Origin of the sequence: Lacinutrix mariniflava (assembly GCF_001418015.1) — a bacterium.
In the GTDB taxonomy this organism is placed as follows: domain Bacteria; phylum Bacteroidota; class Bacteroidia; order Flavobacteriales; family Flavobacteriaceae; genus Lacinutrix; species Lacinutrix mariniflava.
Genome location: NZ_LIQG01000017.1, coordinates 64,824 through 85,765 on the forward strand (window position 1 = coordinate 64,824; position 20,942 = coordinate 85,765).

The 20,942-nt window shown below is 31.4% G+C and carries 19 protein-coding genes; 16 read left to right on the forward strand and 3 right to left on the reverse strand.

What is annotated here, in order from left to right:
• Window positions 1-7: 7 nt before the first annotated feature.
• Window positions 8-2,911, reverse strand: a complete 2,904-nt coding sequence (locus tag ASC44_RS01775) for a PEP/pyruvate-binding domain-containing protein (RefSeq protein ID WP_055445909.1) — start codon at window positions 2,909-2,911, stop codon at window positions 8-10.
• 224 nt (window positions 2,912-3,135) lie between these two features.
• Here ASC44_RS01775 and ASC44_RS01780 point away from each other — a divergent pair, with 224 nt between their 5' ends.
• Window positions 3,136-3,564 carry a PepSY-like domain-containing protein gene (locus tag ASC44_RS01780; protein ID WP_055445910.1) on the forward strand — a complete coding sequence of 143 codons (429 nt, stop codon included), beginning with the start codon at window positions 3,136-3,138 and terminating at the stop codon, window positions 3,562-3,564.
• Between the two features lie 10 nt (window positions 3,565-3,574).
• On the opposite strand, the gene ASC44_RS18415 is transcribed toward ASC44_RS01780, so the two are convergent.
• On the reverse strand, window positions 3,575-3,748 hold the full coding sequence (locus ASC44_RS18415; protein ID WP_083476228.1) for a YqaE/Pmp3 family membrane protein: 174 nt from the start codon (window positions 3,746-3,748) through the stop codon (window positions 3,575-3,577).
• A gap of 38 nt (window positions 3,749-3,786) precedes the next feature.
• Here ASC44_RS18415 and ASC44_RS01785 point away from each other — a divergent pair, with 38 nt between their 5' ends.
• From ASC44_RS01785 to ASC44_RS01810, 6 genes are all read left to right on the forward strand, one after another.
• The gene (locus ASC44_RS01785) at window positions 3,787-4,692 is read left to right on the forward strand and encodes a YihY/virulence factor BrkB family protein (protein ID WP_055445911.1); all 906 of its coding nucleotides are present in this window, start codon (window positions 3,787-3,789) and stop codon (window positions 4,690-4,692) included.
• A gap of 63 nt (window positions 4,693-4,755) precedes the next feature.
• Complete coding sequence (locus ASC44_RS01790; protein ID WP_055445912.1) at window positions 4,756-5,352, forward strand: GNAT family N-acetyltransferase; 597 nt, start codon at window positions 4,756-4,758, stop codon at window positions 5,350-5,352.
• Window positions 5,353-5,611: 259 nt separating this feature from the next.
• Complete coding sequence (locus ASC44_RS01795) at window positions 5,612-6,856, forward strand: DEAD/DEAH box helicase (RefSeq protein ID WP_083476220.1); 1,245 nt, start codon at window positions 5,612-5,614, stop codon at window positions 6,854-6,856.
• A gap of 109 nt (window positions 6,857-6,965) precedes the next feature.
• Window positions 6,966-7,820: a winged helix-turn-helix domain-containing protein gene (locus ASC44_RS01800; protein ID WP_055445914.1), complete on the forward strand. Its 855-nt coding sequence runs from the start codon at window positions 6,966-6,968 to the stop codon at window positions 7,818-7,820.
• Window positions 7,821-7,995: 175 nt separating this feature from the next.
• The gene (locus ASC44_RS01805; RefSeq protein WP_055445915.1) at window positions 7,996-8,502 is read left to right on the forward strand and encodes a redoxin domain-containing protein; all 507 of its coding nucleotides are present in this window, start codon (window positions 7,996-7,998) and stop codon (window positions 8,500-8,502) included.
• Between the two features lie 142 nt (window positions 8,503-8,644).
• Window positions 8,645-10,042, forward strand: a complete 1,398-nt coding sequence (locus ASC44_RS01810) for an NAD-dependent succinate-semialdehyde dehydrogenase (RefSeq protein WP_055445916.1) — start codon at window positions 8,645-8,647, stop codon at window positions 10,040-10,042.
• Window positions 10,043-10,107: 65 nt separating this feature from the next.
• Here ASC44_RS01810 and ASC44_RS01815 read toward each other — a convergent pair whose 3' ends face one another.
• Window positions 10,108-11,073, reverse strand: coding sequence for a BT4734/BF3469 family protein (locus ASC44_RS01815; RefSeq protein ID WP_055445917.1), 966 nt, complete (start codon window positions 11,071-11,073; stop codon window positions 10,108-10,110).
• A 277-nt stretch (window positions 11,074-11,350) separates the two neighbouring features.
• Here ASC44_RS01815 and ASC44_RS01820 point away from each other — a divergent pair, with 277 nt between their 5' ends.
• The 9 genes from ASC44_RS01820 (at window position 11,351) to ASC44_RS01860 (ending at window position 20,930) form a co-directional block, all read left to right on the forward strand.
• Window positions 11,351-13,138, forward strand: a complete 1,788-nt coding sequence (locus ASC44_RS01820) for a reverse transcriptase domain-containing protein (RefSeq protein WP_161804993.1) — start codon at window positions 11,351-11,353, stop codon at window positions 13,136-13,138.
• Window positions 13,139-13,183: 45 nt separating this feature from the next.
• Window positions 13,184-14,449, forward strand: coding sequence for a DUF2130 domain-containing protein (locus ASC44_RS01825; protein WP_055445919.1), 1,266 nt, complete (start codon window positions 13,184-13,186; stop codon window positions 14,447-14,449).
• 245 nt (window positions 14,450-14,694) lie between these two features.
• A complete protein-coding gene (locus ASC44_RS01830; protein ID WP_034058905.1) occupies window positions 14,695-14,886 on the forward strand; it encodes a cold-shock protein in 192 nt (63 codons plus the stop codon).
• 154 nt (window positions 14,887-15,040) lie between these two features.
• Window positions 15,041-16,381 carry a DEAD/DEAH box helicase gene (locus ASC44_RS01835; RefSeq protein ID WP_055445920.1) on the forward strand — a complete coding sequence of 447 codons (1,341 nt, stop codon included), beginning with the start codon at window positions 15,041-15,043 and terminating at the stop codon, window positions 16,379-16,381.
• Between the two features lie 143 nt (window positions 16,382-16,524).
• Window positions 16,525-18,060 carry an SDR family NAD(P)-dependent oxidoreductase gene (locus ASC44_RS01840; protein WP_055445921.1) on the forward strand — a complete coding sequence of 512 codons (1,536 nt, stop codon included), beginning with the start codon at window positions 16,525-16,527 and terminating at the stop codon, window positions 18,058-18,060.
• Window positions 18,061-18,482: 422 nt separating this feature from the next.
• Complete coding sequence (locus tag ASC44_RS01845; RefSeq protein ID WP_055445922.1) at window positions 18,483-18,869, forward strand: SpoIIAA family protein; 387 nt, start codon at window positions 18,483-18,485, stop codon at window positions 18,867-18,869.
• 106 nt (window positions 18,870-18,975) lie between these two features.
• A complete protein-coding gene (locus ASC44_RS01850) occupies window positions 18,976-19,869 on the forward strand; it encodes an EamA family transporter (RefSeq protein ID WP_055445923.1) in 894 nt (297 codons plus the stop codon).
• A 65-nt stretch (window positions 19,870-19,934) separates the two neighbouring features.
• Entirely contained in the window at window positions 19,935-20,126 is a 192-nt protein-coding gene (locus tag ASC44_RS01855) for a cold-shock protein (protein WP_055445924.1), read from the forward strand.
• A gap of 207 nt (window positions 20,127-20,333) precedes the next feature.
• Window positions 20,334-20,930: a hypothetical protein gene (locus tag ASC44_RS01860; RefSeq protein ID WP_152973248.1), complete on the forward strand. Its 597-nt coding sequence runs from the start codon at window positions 20,334-20,336 to the stop codon at window positions 20,928-20,930.
• The last annotated feature ends 12 nt before the right edge of the window (window positions 20,931-20,942 follow it).

Genomic DNA, 20,942 nt, shown 5'->3' on the forward strand with positions numbered 1-20,942 from the left:
ATATTTTTTATAGTTTTTCTGAAAGACTGATTAATGTATCACCTTCAATTTTTGGTGAGATAGAAGAGAGGTATTCAGAACTTTTTGCCTGCTTGTTTTCCACAAACGGACGAATTTGAAACAACCACAATTTATCATCCTTGAAACCAAATTCTACATCGTAAGCTTGATTTGGAGTGTCGGCATGTTGCACCATTTTTTTTCTAATTTCGGTTGCCAATGTTCTAATTTCACTAATATTACGAGCATTTAAAATTGGAAACTCAAAAGTTGTTGTATATTTTTTAGTGCCACCATAATCTGGAAGTCTTATGTAATCGTTTTGTCTTGCAGGCGCTAATAATTCATCTGTTTTAGATGAAATTAAACGTGTCTCTGCACTTTGTCCGTCTACAGCACCACCAGCACCACGACTAAAAGCAACCGTTAAATCGTTATCATTTCCAGAGTTAATACCTTTAGTAATCATAACACCAGAATAATCAACATCTACACTTGGTATTATTAAAATAGAAGGAAATACATTTTCAGGATTACTTAAATATTTTTGACGCCATTTAAAGCTACGTTCTGTGTAAGCACTTGCCCAAACACGTTTAATACCTTTTACAATGGCATCTTCATCTTTAATATTAAACAACGTTAAATTTAATCCAGCACCTGTAAATTCTTTCAAATCTTCCATATTGGTATCACTACGTAAAAACACAGGAACATTACCAATAGTGTCTCCAAAAGCGGATTTAAAATTAGATTTCATGTCTTCAATAAAACTAGTTTCTAAAGGCATGTTTATAATAGCGTCATGCAATTTTTTTAAGTTTTTAAGCTGAAATTCTTCTACTACAGCTTCATCAGTTTTATTAGCACGCATATCATTAGCAACAGTAAACGTAGCGTTTAGGTATTCCCAATACGTTTTATTCTCATTTGCCATTTTTGTATTCATGTGCGATCTAAAAATTCCGAAAGGAATAATAATACCTTCCACAACCTGCTCAGGAAACAATTGCTTTAACTCTCCTAAATTAGCAGCTTTTGGTCCACATAGCTTACCGGAATCTGTAGCATCAACATCACGCATATTAAGTACTTTAGATACGTCTAAACGAATTTGATCTACAGGAACAGCAATAATGTTTTTACTACGTTCTTTTTTGCTAAAAAGCTCTTTTTCGGTAGAAGACATAGCGTCTTCTGCTTTAATAATTACACTACCTTTATTTGACACCGCATAGAAAATGGTTTTGCCATTGTATTTTTTCATTGCTTTTAAATTATCATAAGACAAAGCAGCATTTGGTATTCCTAAATTACGGGCTAAAAGTTGAACGTGAGACACTAAATTACCTTCAGAAACGGTTAGTATTCCTGCAACTGGTTTTAAATCGTGAGGTGGTTTTTCAAAAATATAAATGTTATTACTGTTCACTTCAACATCATCAGGATTACCATCTACAACAACCAATTCACCAAAGGCATATCCAGGATTTAATCCTCTTATTGCACTTTGATTTTCTATAGACATCACCGCGTTGTTAATTTTAGACGTTTTAGAAACAAAAGCACCAAATTCGCTAACGGTTTCACCTAAGCTTAAAGCAACGCTACTTCTAACGCGATCATCTATAAAACCATAAGATAGTGGCTCGAAAGTAGTATAGTCGTCAACAATATCTTGATAATTAGCTTTAACCATTGCAGCACTCCATTCTACAACACTGCGACTTGTGGTTAATAATTGATTTAAATCGTTAATACTTAATTCGGTATTTGCAATTTTACTATTAGTTGTCTCTTCTATGGCATTGTATTCCCAATCTTCAATTAAACCAGTTCCTAGGGCAGCACAAGACAAAGCGCTAATTTTATCTAGGCTTTCTCCAGGTGTAGTGGTTTTCCAATTTTGAGTTTCGGTAAGTAAAGTATGTTCTAATTGGTTAGATAAATCCAATAATTTTAAACGGTCTTCACTGCTTTTATAGCTTAAGATATTACTTCTAATTTCAACTAAAATAGTAGCGATTTCAGAAATAAAAGAAGCTGAGGTATTATCATTTTTATTAGCAGTAATAAAATCTTGAATTCTTTTAGTTGTAATGTTAGTGCTTGGTAATGTTTTTAAATCTTCTTTTAATCTTGTAAAATCGATAGGAGCATAAAATTTATCCATGGTTGCTAATAACGCATCGAAATCCTTCTTTAATTCTTCTGGAATACTTTTAGTTTCCATAAAATCTTTCACCAATTTAATATCAGTAACTTCTGGTTGCCCATGAATTTTAATTCTAATATCCATAAACGATTTCAAGTCTTCAGAAATAGTTTTACTTTGACTTCTCATTAATTGTGCAATATTATCATCGCCATTATGAGGGACATCTTTTAATACTTGTCTTAAAAAATAATAATTGGCATCAATAAACTGTTCGTCTTTTAATAACCATTCAAAAAAGTCTTTTCCCCAAGTGTCTTCATCTTCACTTTGTATAGCACCTCTGTAGTATTGTGCTTTTTGTAAAACCCATCCATCATCTACACTAGCAAGGTATTTACCAATTTGATATTGTTTTATTCGGCTAAACTTATGGTCCCGATTTAAAAAATCGTTTTGCTTTACGGCAGCAATAATTTCACCAAAATAAAGACGATTTGTTTTTCTTAAATTTAAAGCAGATTCTTTAAAACTGGCATGTTGTATTCCGCCTCCAATACTATCAGGACAAGGATCTTTGGGCTCACGTTCCGTATTGTCTTCACAAAACCACTTAATACGATTATAAGGACCTCTAGGATCTTTTTTATAAGCTTCTATTAAGTTTTTAATTTGCTTTTTTTTAAGTTCTTGTGCTTCTGTTTTTAAATTAAAAGCAATAAGAATAACAATAAATGGGATTAAATTTTTTAACATTATTTTAAGATTTGTCTTCACACAAAAATATCTAATTTATTAATGTGATTTTTCTTTTATTTAATTATTTATAAGATTTAAATGAACACAATCGCCTAGTATTTTTTTTTATTAAAAATATTAAGATTAGCTGCTACTAAATGGCCATGTTTTAAGATAGTTTTATAAAAATTTTATTTTACAATTATTAAATTCACAGTATAATAATTATTAAAATCAGGAATATGAAAAGGAAATCAATAATATTATTAGTTGTTTTTGCAATGGCATTTTTTGGTTGTCAGAACAAAGCAGAAAGTCAGACTCCAAAAGCAGTAAAAGAAGCATTTCAAGCAAAGTACCCAGGCGAGAATGACCCAGATTGGGAAATTGATAGTAATGGAAACTACGAATCTCATTTTAAAATAAAAGGTGTAAAATATAGAGCAGATTTTGCTCCAAGTGGAAACTGGATTGAAACCGAAACAAGTATAGATAAAAAAGACTTGCCAAAACCTATTAGAGAAGCTATCAAGAAAAATTATGGCAGTGAATCTATTACTGAAATAGAAAAAGTAGATAGCGCATCTAAAGGAGAATTTTATGATGTAGAATTCAAGAAAAAAGGAAAAAACATGGATGTAGAGTATCGTGCATCAGGCGAGGAACTATAACATATTTTAATTAATTAGAAAAAGTATAACCAATGCTTAGGTTATACTTTTTTCTATCTTTCACTTGCATAAATACATGTATAATAGCTGGTAACCAACCTGAAAAAGTTAATAGTAGATTAATAATAAATTTACTAACAATGCCATGATGTAGAATAGAAGCACTATTCTTTTGTTTTACAATTTATATACTGTTTAAAATAATAGAACTAAATTTATTGCATGGATAAACCTGAGAAATTTAAACTCAAACATTTACCAAAATTATTAATAAAAACAGCTAGTTCATGGTTCGATAGCGAACCTTTTGAGCGCAGTGCTGTTGTTGCTTATTATGCTATTTTATCTCTACCGGCGTTGACAATAATAATTTTAAATATTGTTGGAGGCATTTGGGGACGTGAAATTGTTCAAGGAGAATTATTAGGGGAAATAACAAAAGCTTTAGGGCAAGAGGTAGCAGAATCTATTAGATTAATGATGGTAGATAGAGGTAATGAAAGCACTTCAATATTTGCAACAGTTGTTGGTATTGGTACTTTGCTTTATGGTTCTACAGGTGTGTTTTTTCAATTGCAATCTGCTTTAGATAAAATATGGGATCAAAAACCAAAGTATAAAAATAGTATAATAGCTACGCTTGTTAGTCGCGTTAGGAGTTTTGGATTCATATTAATTATTGGCTTTTTACTGTTAACCAGTTTTGTGCTTACTTCAATATTAAGCACTTTTAGTAATCGACTAGAACGTTTATTGCCTGAACATTTATTCGAATATCTTTATGTTTTCGATCTATTAATATCTCTAGGTTTTATTTACGTCTTGTTTGGGGCTATGTTTAGGTTTTTACCATCGGCAAGTATACCTTGGAAATCTGTTAGAGTTGGTGCGTTACTAACAACTATATTATTTCTTATAGGAAAATATTTATTAGCCATCTATTTTAGCGAAATGCAGCCAGGCTCAACTTATGGAGCAGCAGGATCTGTTATTTTAATTATGCTTTGGGTGTCTTATTCTTGTATTATATTACTGTTTGGAGCACATTTTACAAAAGTATATTCCGATAAATATGTGACTCAAATTATAGTTTCAGAAGCACCACAGATTTCTAATAGTAAAGAGTAGAAACTTTAAGTTATTATTTAATGTGAAGTTAATATTAGTAATAAACCAATTAAAAGAGATAAAATGAAAACCGTAGACTTTAAAATTGAATATATTTTAGAAAATGATGTTGTAAGGTTAATTCCTTTAAAACCTGAAGATTTTAAAAAGCTTTCTACCTTTTCTTTAAACGAACCAGCGCTTTGGGACTATTCTTTACAGCCTGCAGATGGATTAGAAAATCTGAAAACCTATTTAGATAAAGCACTACAAGATAAGGCAGATAAAAAAACTTATCCTTTTATAGTATTCGATAAACGCACAAATGAATACGCAGGAAGCACACGTTTTTATGATTATTTACCACAATATAAGACCGTACAGTTGGGCTACACTTGGTATGGTGAAAATTTTCAAGGCACAGGATTAAACAAAAATTGTAAATTTTTAATGCTTTCTTTTGCTTTCGATACCTTAGGAGTAGAGCGTGTAGAATTTAGGGCAGATAATAACAATAAAAAAAGCATTGCGGCCATGAAAAGTTTAGGTTGTGTAGTAGAAGGTGTTTTAAGACAGAATTGCTCGACACCTAATGGAGAAAGGCGTGACAGTATTATACTTAGTATTTTAAAAGCCGAATGGTTTGGAGGCGTTAAAGCCAATTTAGAAACGTTGTTATAAAACGAATAGAATCCATTAGTAGCTATTTTTTCTTCTTTTTGATTAGTTTAATAACTCAGTAAATAATTATGATAGAAAATAGAAGATATGCCATGCTTAGTGTTTTGAAAAATAGAGAAATAAAAGATTAGTTCTAAAATAGAAAAAAATAACTCAAACCAAAAACTGTAGTTATCTTTGCAAAAAAAAGAGTAATGTCAAACCAAAAAAAACGCATAAAGCAATATTAGCGAAATTAGGTATAGAAGCACTAAATCCTATGCAGGAGGAAGCGTATTTATCTATTACATCTATTGCAAATACTGTTTTGTTATCACCAACAGGAACAGGTAAAACGCTTGCGTTTTTATTACCTACAATAAGCGAATTGTCTACTAAGTGTGAGAATGTACAATTACTAATATTAGTACCTTCTCGAGAGTTAGCAATACAAATAGAACAGGTAATTAGAGAAATAGGATCTGGTTTTAAAGCCAATGCCGTTTATGGTGGTAGACCATTCTCTAAAGATAAGATAGAACTTTCCCACGCACCAGCAATATTAATTGGAACTCCTGGTCGTGTTGCAGATCATTTAAGGAAAAAAACCGTTTCTGTAGAAGACATTAAAACTTTGGTTTTAGATGAATTCGATAAATCTCTAGAAATAGGTTTCGAAAAAGAAATGAGCGAAATCCTTAGCAGCTTACCAAGTATTAAAAAACGTATTCTAACCTCGGCAACTCAGGATATGGAAATTCCTAGATTTGTAGGTTTAGAAAATGAAATAGTAATCGACTATTTAGACACCAAAATATCTAACTTAGTTATTAAAAAGGTAATCTCACCAGATAAAAATAAACTACAAACGTTAGTAGATTTATTACAGCATATAGGTAACAAACCAGGTATTATATTCTGTAACTTTAAAGATACTATACAGTATGTAAGCGACTTTTTAAATACTAACGATATTCCACACGGTTGCTTTTTTGGTGGTATGGAACAAATAGATAGAGAGCGCGCGCTTATAAAATTTAGAAACGGCTCTCATAAAATTATTATAGCTACAGATTTAGCCGCTCGTGGATTAGATATTCCAGAGTTAAACTTTATCGTGCATTATCAATTACCATTAAAAGCTGAAGAATTCACCCATAGAAACGGTAGAACAGCAAGAATGAACGCACAAGGAACAGCGTACGTTTTACAATGGGAAAACGAATACTTACCAGAGTTTATTACAGCTTCAGAAATTGTAAAACTTAAAGGCAGACCAACCAATATGGATAGTTTATGGTCTACTTTATTTATTTCTGGTGGTAGAAAAGATAAAATCTCTAAAGGAGATATTGCAGGTTTGTTTTTTAAACAAGGCGATTTAGAGCGTAACGAATTAGGTGTTATAGAACTAAAACAAGACTGTGCATTTGTAGCAGTCCCAAAAGCAAAAGCAGAAGCAATAGTAGAGAAAGTAAATAATAAACACGTTAAAAAACGTAAAGTGCGTGTTACCATTATTTAGCAGCATTTTTGTAACTTTCAATTGTCAAAAAAGTGTAAAATAAGTGTCAACAGCTATTAGAAGTCACTAAATAGCAAGTTATTTACATCGATTTTAAAACTCCAAAGCATTGAGAATCTATAAAGCATTTTTAGTACTAATAGTAGCACTAGTCTTTTTTTCGTGTAAAACCGAAAACAATACTAACGTTTCGGCATTGGCTAAAGTTGCTATTCGTGAAGCCGGCAATCAATTATTACTAAAAAATCAAGATTCCACATCATTAATATTGCCGGTTTTAGAATTGAAGACCTCGGTTTTTAAACTAGAATTTAGTAAACCACTAGCTTTCGAGCCAAGTCAACTCGTAAAAGCAATAGAAGATAGTTTTAATAAAACAGCACTTGCTAAAAGTTACCGCGTAGAAGTATTGCAATGCACAGATAACGAAGTTGCCTACAGTTACGAAATTCACGAAACGCAGGAACTTACTATCATACCATGCGCAGGTCGTGTGTTACCAGAAAGCTGCTATATCATTACTATTTCATTTTTAGATAATCCTAAAGCAGCAAACAGCTATACTTGGCTTTTATACCTTTTAGTAATGGCTCTCCTTATTGTTATAGGTATAATGGTATTCAAAAAAAGGAAATTAGAAACGGTATCAAAAGCAATAGCTACAGATTTCGAAAAACTTGGTGTTTTTCAATTTTATCCAGAACAGAATAAACTTGTAAAAGCCGCAACAACTATTAACCTTTCTAAAAAGGAATGCGAAATTCTAGCCATTTTTGTAGCCAACCCAAACCAAATCATTAAACGCGACACGCTTACCAAGAAAGTATGGGAAGACAATGGTGTTATTGTGGGCAGAAGTTTGGACACCTACATTTCTAAACTCCGTAAAAAATTAAAAGACGACACCACTATAAAACTGACCAATGTACACGGTGTAGGTTATAAATTAGAGGTAGCAGATTAACTAAACGTTAACATCGAAACGCTAGACTGTTAAAGGTTTCCGTTGTTATGTTATTTTTCTCATAAGGTCTTCTTAAAGACAATGCTTAAGTTTTAGATGTTATGTATCTTTAGATAAGAGAAAAGATATATAATTAAAGAGTACGTTACGAAACCACTCTAAAAAACAAAAAGCAATGATTAAACCAAGAGAAAAAGCACCAGAATTAAAAATAGAACTAGTAAACGGTACAACATGGACATTAAGCGAGCAATCGCCAGAAAACTTCACGTTACTATTAGTATATAGAGGTAAACACTGTCCGGTTTGTAAAGGCCAGTTAGAAGAACTTCAGAAAAAAATAGGTAAGTTTTCAGATCGCGGTGTAAACGTTATCGCCATAAGTGCCGATACTAAAGAAATAGCAGAAGAAACTTATAAAGAATGGGAGATTAACGATATTCCATTAGGTTATAATTTTTCTATCGATGAAGCCAGAAAATGGGGATTATTTATTTCCGAAGGCATAAAACAAGAACCGAAACATTTTGTAGAGCCAGGATTATTTTTAATCACACCAGACCAAACCATGTATTGGGAATCTATCCAATCTATGCCATTTGGTAGACCACCATTTAACGAAGTCTTAGGAGGAATCGATTATATTCTTAAAGCAGATTATCCTGCTAGAGGTGAAGCCTAAAACTTCAGGATTAACAATCCGTTAATCCAAATACTACTATTAGCCTTTTATTAAAGGCCAAACACAAGAAGCGTTATCATTTTAAATGTTCATTCAGTATCGAACAAGATAGCGCGTATCATAAACTTAAAAATAAAATAACATGAGTAATACCACAGATAAAGGATTTGCAACTATTAATCCTGCTACCGAAAAAGAAATTAAACACTATACATACATGACGGAAGACGAAGCTGTAAAAGCAGTAGAGTCCTGTCACGAAGCTTTTTTAGATTGGAAACTAAAATCTTTAGAAGAGCGTTCTGAAATTATAAAAGCCGTTGGTAAAACACTAATGGATGTAAAAGATGAGTATGCCACATTAATGACCCAAGAAATGGGAAAATTAGTAAAGCACAGTCACGACGAAATAGAACTTTGTGCAGGCATTTGCGAGTACACAGCGACCGCAGGCATCAAACATTTACAAGATGAAGTAAGAACCATGGAAAATGGCGGAAAAGGAATCATTCAACAAGCGCCAATAGGTGTAATTTATGGCATCCAACCATGGAATTTCCCATTATACCAAGCCATTCGTTATGCTATTGTAAACCTAATGGCAGGAAACGGCGTCTTATTAAAACACGCTAAAAACGTAACTGGTTCAGCTTTAAAACTTAAAGAAGTTTTAGAAAAAGCAGGATTACCAAAAAATCTATTTACCGTTTTAATTATAGATCACAAAACGTCCGATAAAATTATCGAGCACAAACTAGTAAGAGGTGTTACCTTAACCGGAAGCTCTAAAGCTGGAGAATACGTGGCCCAAAAAGCAGCAAAAGTATTAAAAAAGACAGTATTAGAGTTAGGGAGTAACGATGCCTATTTGGTGTTAGATGATGCCGATATAGACCTAGCAGTACAAACCAGTATTTTTGCCCGTACTTATAACAACGGAGAAACCTGCGTTGCAGCCAAACGTTTTGTGGTGGTAGAAAAAGTGTACGACCAATTTAAAGTCGCTTTTGTTAAAGGCATGGAAGCCGTTAATTTTGGAGATCCAATGGACAAAGCGTCTAAATTAGGACCAATGGCTAGAGAAGATTTAAGAGATAAAATTCACGAACAAGTAGAAGAAAGTGTAAGCAACGGTGCCACTATTTTATGCGGTGGGCAAGTGCCAGACGTTACAGGTTATTACTATCCATCTACCGTTTTAGGCGATGTAAAACCTGGACAACCTGCTTACAGCGATGAGTTATTTGGACCAGTAGCCTCATTAATTAAGGCAAAAGATAACGAAGATGCTATGCGCATTGCAAACGATAGTCGTTTCGGGCTTGGTGGCGGAATTTTTAGTAAAGACGAAGACAAAGCCATTCAATTAGCAAAAGACCATTTCGATACAGGAATGATTAACATTAACTCTTACGGTTTAGCACACCCAAACATGCCATTCGGAGGCGTTAAAGACTCTGGTTATGGCCGTGAACACGGTGGTTTTGGTATTAGAGAGTTTGTAAATACTAAATCTATTATGTTGAATAATAGTAAGTAATTTATAATAGAGTAACGTTTATTATAGAAAAAGATCAAGTTGTAAAGCTTGATCTTTTTTTTGTTTTATTTTGTAAATTTATCTTTCTTGGAAATGAATCCTTTTTCTTTTGCATAAAAAACAATTGTTCCTAAAGAAATAGTTGATGAAGAATCTAATTTTCTATTATTATAGCAGTATTTGAGAACATTTTTACTTTCAAGTTCATTATGCTTTGCATTATCTAATTCACACAAGCTTAAAAAATATTTTTCACCTAAGTCATAACTGAAAGTACTAGAGATGGCCAATGCAACTCTAAGCCATTCGTCGAAAGACGCAGTAATAGAAATTTCTTTTCTTTTTAAGTATTTAATAATTAAATTTAATATTTTTCGGTGTTCAGACTTATTTAAACCTTCAGTAGCATATGCATTTTTCCTTAACGATTTATTTAAATTTATACTCTTACTTTTTTTAGTTTGCTTAATTTCTTCTATAATTAGTTTATCAACATAAATTTCGGAGTTTAAATTTATAAATAAATTTTCATCCCAAGACACAAAACATAATCTAGTGACATCACTACCACTGTTATCTAATTCAATATTATATGTATTCTGAAAATACTCTTTTAGAGAACTAAAACTTTGCTTATGTTCTATTGGACTACTATCTATTCTTACTAATGCTTTTAAACCTTCATTTGATGGAGACAGCCAAACAGCATAAATGTATTTATCTTTTGTAAGTGTTTCCTTAATTTTATCTAATTCGGATAGATTTATATGATCGATATCTATAATCATTAGGTTATTATAGTTATCTAAATTTTCAAGTTTTCTACCATCTTTGAATGTCCCACAAAAAGTTACTATAGGTAATTTTATCTTTAGTACTTTGTAAGAGGCATAATCATTATTTTTGGTAAACTCTCTGCATTTTTTAATTATAGATTGGTATTTCCCTTCTTTTATATCTTTTAATTCATCTAATAAATCTGTTTGAATTATTGATTGCGTGTATATATTTTTAAATTTTGAAACTTTCATTTTTTAATAACAAATAATAAGTTATAAATATACTATATTTGATTTAAGGCGTGAGCAAGAGTGGAATTTTTTATTCCATTATATTGAACAGGTATGAGACTTATTTTAAGTCTTTAGGTGTTAGTAGCATTAACATTTTGTTATAACCGAAATCACTGAAACAATTTACGAGACTGATAATCCTGATGCTTATGGTCTCTGCTGATTTGTATATAAAAAAAACAGGGCAGCAATGTATCTCAATCAAAATGAATACTACGTTCACGTCTTATTTTTTATGAAGCAATTAGAAGATTATTATAGAGACTCGCAGATAATTAAAATGTTGTGTAAACACAGAGCAGGAATATCTCATAAAAGACATAAAAAACATATGTTAAGGGATATTAGTTATCATAATAACACTAATAAAATAGTAGTGTCAACAAAAGATGTGGACTTTTATACTATTCAATCATTATTCCCTACTCGTAGAAACTGGAAAAAACTAAATCAAACAGAAAGACTTGACCCTAATAGGTTTACTAATAGTCTGGAAAAAAATGAATTGAGATTATGGAAATCTTATAAATTAGAAAAATATTTAGTTGATTATAAAAATAAAAAACCAGATGAGTGGTACATAAGGCTTTTAGTTTTTTGTAATAAAATAAGACAGAAAGTAAATGATATATCTTTAGATAAATATAAACTTGATAAACCTGTTATATTTCCGTTGCCAAAATCAAATAAAGGTGGTAAGCATGTTTATAGACCAATTGCTAAATTTACGTTAGAAGACAAAATTATTACATCTTTGTTTTCTAAATATTTAACATTAAATTTTGATTCTATTTTTTTAGACTGCTCTTATGCTTTTAGAGCTAGAAATAAAGAGAATATTGTACCAAATCATCACGATTCAATTATAGAGATTTTAAAATATAGAAAAAAGTATAGAAAACTTTGGGTTTCAGAATGTGATATTCAAAAATTTTTTGACACCGTACAGCATGAGCATTTACTTAGTATTTTTAAGAAAACGGTTGATGAATTATCTTTAAAAGGAGTTGTAATATCAAATACCGCTATTAAATTATTTTCTTTATTTTTAAATTCATATTCATTTAATGAAGATGTTTTGATAAAGAATAACGATGTTAATTATTTTAAAAGCTGTGGTGTTCCTGTAGGAGAATTTGGATGGGTAAAAGATGAACTAACAAAAAAATATTCTAAAGATTATATTAGTAAATTTAAAATTGGAGTACCACAAGGAAACGCTGTTTCTTGTTTTATAGCGAATCTAATATTGCATAATATAGATAAAGATGTCAAAGATGTCAATAAGGATATTTTCTATGTAAGATATTGTGATGATATGGTTTTAGCTCATAAAGACGAAGAAGTTTGTAAAAAAGCTTTAGAAGTCTATAAAAAAGGGATAAATAGTAACTTTCTGCTTTATCATGAACCACAAGAATTTCGGGACTATAAAAATTCTGCAAACGATTTTTGGAATGTAAAATCAAAAAAACCATATTATTGGGGAAATAAATTTGAAAATGACAGAAATATTCCGTGGCTTTCTTTTGTCGGTTATCAAATAAATTATAAAGGAGAATTAAGGGTTAGAAAAAGTTCATTGCAAAAAGAAATGAGCAAACAAATTAATGAGACTCAAAAAATATTGTTATCGCTAGGCCTTGATAAACAAAGAAATCTACTTGATATAAGTAAATTTTCAAGAAAAACGAAAAGTCAAATAGTTTTTAGTTTAGAACAAAGATTGATATCAATGTCAGTAGGAAGACTTACAATATATAATTATGAAGAAACTGATTTCAGTCATGGTTTATGTTGGACCAATGGATTTCATTTATTATATAAAAATAGTGATATTAAAAAAAACTTATCCAAGAAACAATTACAGAAATTAGACAAAGGAAGAGAACAGCAAATTTCATATTTAAAAAGAAGAATATCTCATTTAAAGAAAGATTCAGTTGTTATAGATGAATTACCTAAATACATGGATGACTTATACTTTGGTGTTCCTTACAGCTATTTTAATCATTTAAAATAGAACATAATCTAATAATATAAAAAATCAAATTATTTGAGTGTTAATATGAAAAACGAAAATCAAATAAAATGTCCTAATTGTGGGACTTCCATAGATGTTCAAGATATTTTATCGCATCAATTAGAAGAGGAAATAAAGCAAAAATACCAGTCGCAAATAGCGGCAGAGAAGAAGCGTTACGAAAGTCAGCAAGAAAAGCTAAAACTAGAAAAGTTAGATTTCGAGAATAAGAAAAAGCGCGAAAATGTGTTATTTCAGGAACGTTTAGAAAATCAGTTAAAAGAAGATAAAAAGGAAATAGAAGCGAAGCTAAAGCTTAAATTAAAGGAGGAATCTTCCGATCAGTTTGAAGCCTTACAAAAGGAATTAAACGAAAAATCTGAGCAAGTAAAAGAGTTAAACCGTTCTAAAGCTGAGATAGAAAAGCTTAAAAGAGAAAAAGGCGAACTTAAAGAAGCTGCCGAAGCCGAGGCACAGAAAAAGCTAAATGAGATTCTAACTTCAGAAAAAGAAAAAATTAAAAAATCTGAGGAAGACAAAAACGAATTGCGTTTTAAAGAAATGCAAAAGCAGTTAGAAGACCAGAAAAAGCTAACTGAAGAAATGAAACGTAAGCAAGAACAAGGTTCTATGCAATTGCAAGGTGAAGTTCAGGAATTGGCAATAGAGGAGTGGTTGGCGTCTAAGTTTCCGTTAGATACAATACAAGAAATTAAAAAAGGAGCTAGAGGTGGCGATTGTCTTCAAATTGTACACACCAGAACCGAGCAAAACTGTGGTACTATCTATTACGAAAGTAAACGTACTAAAGATTTTCAGCCCAGTTGGATAGAAAAATTTAAAGCCGATATTAGAGACAAAGGTGCCAATATTGGTGTGTTGGTGACAGAAGTTATGCCATCGGACATGGACCGAATGGGATTAAGAGATGGTATTTGGATTTGTAATTACGACGAGTTTAAAGGTTTGTGTGCCGTTTTAAGAGAAGGTATTTTACAAGTAAACAACGCTATAATCACCCAAGAAAATAAAGGTGATAAAATGGACTTACTTTACGATTACCTAACCAGTACAACCTTTAGAATGCAAATTGAAGCGATTGTAGAAGGTTTTACACAAATGAAATCGGACTTAGAAAGCGAAAAACGTTCTATGCAACGTATTTGGAAACAAAGAGAAAAGCAAATAGAGAAAGTAGTAACCAATACAATAGATATGTATGGTTCTATAAAAGGCATTGCTGGAAACGCAATCCAATCTGTTAAAGCATTAGAGTTACCTGGTTACGATGACGACGATGATGATGTATAATAGATAATTTGCTAAAGTTTGTAGGAGTAGAGAACAATTGTAACTCTAAATATAATAACTCTATTATTACTAAAGGTTTAGTGTTTTTTAACTTTAGAATGATGAATGGAAACTTTAAACGTATTTTTTTTACGACTTAAACCAAAATTAAAAGTTCTAAAAACTTATATTTAAATGATTTAATGTTGTTTTACGAATTAATGGTATTATCTTTACTGCACATTAATAAATTAAATTACATTACAATGAGTAAAGGAACAGTTAAATTTTTCAACGACGCTAAAGGATTTGGATTCATCACAGAAGAAGGTGTTGATAAAGATCATTTTGTACACATTTCTGGATTAATCGATGAGATTAGAGAAGGTGACCAAGTTGAATTCGATTTACAAGAAGGAAACAAAGGATTAAACGCGGTTAACGTAAAAGTTATCTAAGAATATATTCATATATTTTCAAAAAGCCTATCTTTTATTAGATGGGCTTTTTTATGCGCTATAATTTTATACTTCATATAAAGAAAACAATCATCTTTTTCTTTTACCGCTATTTCAAACAAGAAATGGTATTATCTTTGCCAAAAAATATTTTATGTCAAAACAGTTTTCAGATATTGGGATTAATAAGCAACTTCAAGAGCGATTAGAGGCTTTACAAATTTCTGTTCCTACAGATATTCAAGAAAAAGTTATTCCTATTATTCTAAACCAAAAAGAAGATGTTGTTGCACTAGCAAAAACAGGAACAGGTAAAACTGCTGCTTTTGGTTTACCATTATTACAACTTATAGACGTAGATAAAGCTAATATTCAAGCTATAATACTTGCGCCTACTAGAGAGTTAGGACAACAAATTTTTAATAATTTAGAGTCTTATAAAGCAGAAAGCATGCAAGTTACTATTGCGGGATTATTTGGAGGCATCCCAATAAAACCACAAATAGAAAGATTAAAAGAAACAACACATATAGTTGTAGCAACTCCTGGACGTTTAGCAGATTTAATAGAACGAAATGCTATAAACGTAAAAGAGATTACTTATTTTGTATTAGATGAAGCTGATGAAATGGTAACGGCGCACAAAGAAGGCGTAGATGCTATTATTAAAGTTTTACCTAAAAATAGAAGAACTTTACTCTTTACAGCGACACTACCAGGAACTATTAAACAAATGGTTCAAAACTACATGTCTAAGCATGTGGTGCAAATTGAAGCAAATATGGAATCTGTTGGTCATCAAGGTATCGATCACCAATACATAGTTGTAGAGCCTATAGAAAAACTGGAAGTGTTACTTCATTTTTTAAATGCAAACGAAGGACAACGTGGTATTATATTCTGTAAAACTAAAGCTGCAGTAAACAAACTAGCAAAAAAACTAGCCATTAATAAATTCTCTTCTGGTGCTATACACGGAAGCCTAACACAAGGTATTCGAGATCGTATTATGGGACAATTTAGAGAAGGCCATATAGATATTTTAGTGGCTACAGATTTAGCAGCTCGTGGTATTGATGTAAAAGAGTTGTCTTGGGTAGTTAATTACCATTTACCAGACACTTACGAAGCGTATGTACATAGAAGTGGACGTACTGCTAGAGCAGGAGCAAACGGTTTATCACTTACTATTATACAGCAAGAAGAAGTTGAAGATATTGGAGAGTTTGAAGAAGAACTAGACATTACATTTACACCTTTTAAAAAGCCAGATGCCCAAAGTATTGAAGATAATAATACGTTATTATGGGCTAAAAAAATATTTAAAGCGAAGCCTAACAGAGAAGTTAATGAAGCTTTAAAAGGACAAATTAAAACCATATTCCATCATTTAACAAAAGAGGAATTAGTAGATAAAATATTGGCGAATTACTTAATGCAAACTAAAGCAAGTAAAGAAAAGCCAGAAGAGACTAAAAAGAAGAAAAGTAAGTAATTTTATAATAGAATGTTGTCACTTCGAGTGATTCCGAAGTATGAGGAATTGTATCGAGAAGTTTAACTCTAAATTGTTCTCGAATTAATTCTGAAGAAAAAATAAAAATCATTCGAACTGACAATACACCGTTAGATAATTTTATGAAGGAAAAGGAAAACAATCTAGAGATTGAAAACTGTATTGCTACAATTCAGAAACTTTTGGATGATACCGATCAGCTTTTCGAATTGCCAGAAGACCAACGTGTCGCACTTTTTAAAGTAGCAGGAGCATTAACGCGACCAAGTCGAGACGAGTTTCAGCGTAGACGTAAAGATGCTAAAAAAGCAGCAAAGCGTAAAATGATTGAAAGCGATAAGCACGCTAGAAAAACTACTGGTATTCGTAGTGCGAGAGAAGCGACTTTATTTGTTGCTCCAAAATTATTGGCAGCTGCTGTAATTAATGAAGATACTCCAGAATTAGAATCGCCAAGAAATTGCTACGTTTGTAAAACAGTCTACACTAAATTGCATCATTTTTACGATACGATGTGTACCGACTGTGGCGATTTAAACTATGCTAAACGTTTTCAAACTACAGATTTAAAAGATCAAGTTGCTGTAATAACAGGTTCTCGATTAAAAATTGGATACCATATTACATTAATGTTATTGCGTTCTGGTGCAACAGTTGTTGCTACTACACGTTTTCCGGCAGATTCTGCTATTCGTTTTTCTAAAGAAGACGATTATAAAACATGGAGCGATCGCTTGCATATTCATGGTTTAGACTTAAGACACATACCAAGTGTTGAGATTTTTTGCAACTATATAGAGCAAAAATACGATCGTTTAGACATCTTAATTAATAATGCTGCACAAACGGTAAGGCGTCCATCTGGTTTTTATTTCCATTTAATGGAAAATGAAAAATTACCAATAGATAAATTACCAAAACTAGCTCAGGCTTTATTACAAGACCACGAAAGTTGTTTAGAAGAATTGACGAGCTTAAGTGTTGGCCCTTCAAAAACAGATAAAAACAACGTATTACCTGTAACTTGGCATGGTCCAGAACCAGGAATAGGGTTACGTAATTCGGCAGAACTATCACAAATTCCTTACAGTTTTGATAACTCGTTACAAACGGCAGAGGTATTCCCAGAAGGCGAATTGGATGCAGATTTACAGCAAGTAGATTTACGTAAAACTAACAGTTGGAGACTAAAACTAGGAGAGATAGAAACTACCGAAATGGTAGAAGTACAGTTAGTGAATGCTGTAGCACCTTTTGTATTGTGTAATCGTTTGTCTAATTTAATGATGAAAGAAAACACAGGCAAAAAACACATTATTAATGTGTCTGCAATGGAAGGGAAGTTTCATCGTTTTAAGAAAGAAGATAGACATCCACATACAAACATGGCAAAAGCGGCTTTAAATATGTTAACGCATACTTCTGCAGGAACTTTTGCTAAGTCTGGTATTTATATGAATGCTGTAGATACAGGTTGGGTTACAGACGAAGATCCAGCAGAATTATCTAAAAAGAAAGTGGAAGTACACGATTTCCAGCCACCTTTAGATATTGTAGATGGTGCGGCGCGTGTTATGGATCCATTAATAGACGGCATTAATACTGGTAAGCATTGGAGTGGTAAATTCTTAAAAGATTATTTCCCTATAGATTGGTAGACGTTGTTGAATGATAAAAATGATAAAGCTGTTAAAATAGAACAACTATAAGTTAATAGTGTTGTTTTTTAATTTGCAATAAGACAGTAAATTTATACTTCAAGATTTTGAATGAAACATAAAGTAATTGGTTTGTATAAATCATTAAAAAGAAACATTCATTAAACAATAAAAAAGCTTTCAGATTCTGAAAGCTTTTTTTGTGAAAGAGAATTAGAAAACGAGTAGTGGCGTTTAAACTTAATACAAATTGTAACTATCGAAATGGTAGAAATATGGTTAGGTGAATGTAGTTTTTCCATAATTACAGATAGGATAGTAAGTTCTTAAGAGCTTATTTTTTTAATCACAAATAACGTTATTATTTGATTTTCAGTCATTTAAATTTATTTTTTTTGTAACTTGTAATTTCCTAACGAAAGATGCAACAACCTAATAAACAAACAATTCTAGATTTTGCTACTATAGATTTTTACGAATCTGTAGTTGTCTGTAAAATTAATACAGGTGTTACTTTAAACATTGATGAAGTTGTGATTTTGCATAAAATATACCGTAAATATTATGGAGAAAAGAAATTTGGTTACATCTTCGACCGTACTAATGATTACACTATTAATCCACTAGCTTATATAAAATGCCCGTATTATCCAGATGTAACAGCATTTGCTATTGTAACTGAAAGGTTTTCTACTAAAAAACTTATAGAGTTTGAAGAAAATTTCTCTAAACTACCACTAAAGACCTTTGACAAATTACAAGAAGCGATGGATTGGATTATGTCTATTAATGCTTTGGAAGACGCGTAAAATAAATATTTAATACTAATTTGTATTCTAATTTAATAAGTATCTTTCCGCTCTTATTAAATAATAAAACAGACAAGTATTTTTTAATTCTTTACACAACTTTAAAATGCCTAAACCAAGCTCAAAAGCACTTATTATAGTCGCATTTTTCTCTATTTATATTATTTGGGGATCTACATATTTGCTTAATAAAATAGCAGTTACAGAGTTGTCTCCATTTTATCTGGCATCTATTCGGTTTTTTTGTGCAAGTGTCTTAATATTTTCTATAGCAAAGGTTTTGAAAATGAAACTGTCCATAACCAAAAAGCAGTTTCGAAACTCTATACTAGTCGGTTTTCTATTTTTAGTTTATGGAAACGGAGTCTTTGTTTGGGCTCTAAGGTATGTAGATAGTGGATTTGCGGCGTTACTAGCATCTACACAACCTTTATTTGTATTATTATTAATGCGATTAATGGACAACAAAAAAATGAAACCTAAGTCTTTAATAGGTGTTGGGTTAGGTCTTGTGGGCATGTATTTATTGGTAAGTCAACAAGATTTAGTTGCCAATGAAGGTGCTCTTTTAGGTGTTTTTATGATTTTTACCTGTGTTCTTGGTTGGAGTTATGCTAGTGTATTTGTCTCTAAAGCAGATATGCCTGAAAATTATTTTGTAGCAACAGGCTACCAAATGGCTATTGGAAGTATAATGTTACTTTGTGCAAGTTTACTAACCAAAGAAGAATGGATTTCACCTTTAGAATGGAGTAAAGATGTAAAAATAGCCATGTTTTTATTAATAACCTTTGGAAGTATAGTTGCCTTTACGGCCTTTAACTTCTTGTTAAAACAAGTGTCTACAGAGAAAGTAGCAACCTCGGCGTATGTAAATCCTATTGTAGCAATGCTTTTAGGATGGTATGTTTTAGACGAGACCTTAAGTACACAATCTATAATAGCAGCAGTAGTATTGCTAACCGGCGTTTATTTTATTACTTCAAGAAAAAGAAGATAGCATTTTATTTCTGGCATCATCTTTGTAATCTAGTTAGTAATTATTAAAATTAAATATTACATATTATGAGTAAAGGAACAGTTAAATTTTTCAACGACACAAAAGGATTTGGATTCATCACAGAAGAAGGAGTAGATAAAGACCATTTTGTACACGTTTCAGGACTAATCGATGAGATTAGAGAAGGAGACGAAGTTGAATTTGACCTTCAAGAAGGAAACAAAGGATTAAATGCAGTTAATGTAAAAGTTATCTAAGATATATACTTTAAGTTTTTACAAAAGCCCATCAGCAATGATGGGCTTTTTTTGTTTTGCAGATACTATAATCTATTTAAGCTTGTGAAAAACAGCCTTAAAAAGAGAGTGCTTTTTTAAGATATTAAACTTATATTTTTTATAAAAATTATTACTTTTACATATAAGCTAATTATTAAAATTAGTAACCAACCCAAATATCAAGATATGCCTACAAATCTACTTTTAAAATCAAAAATTATTCTATTTCTTTTTTTATGTTCTTCTGTTCATTTTATGTCAGCACAAACCGAAACCATTTATATAGATTTTGGAAGTTCTGGAACAAATGAAAGTGCTTCTCCTTGGAATAATATTACAAATGACGTTTCAGGAATTTTTTATAATCTTCTTAATACTAATACCGACAACACAGGACTAAACTTTGCCATTACTGATGATTTTGAAGGTATAAACGAATTAGGAACCACAGCACCAAATACTAGTTTAAATTATACAGGAACTGCGACAAGCGATAGCTTTTTTGGTTCTAATGCAAATACTAGTGCAGCAATGACCATTAGTAACTTAGTTATTGGAAAAGTGTATTCCATTAACATATTTGGATCTAGAACTGGTGTTACAGATAATAGAGAAACGGCTTATACCATTGATGGAGAACTTACAGAAACTATTTATTTAGATGTTTCAGAAAACACAAATACTGTTGCCAATGCTACTTTTAAACCTAAAACAGATGGAACTATCACTATAACCGTAGCAAAAGGGCCAAACAATACCAATGATGCTGGTTTTTTTATTTAGGACTTATTGAAT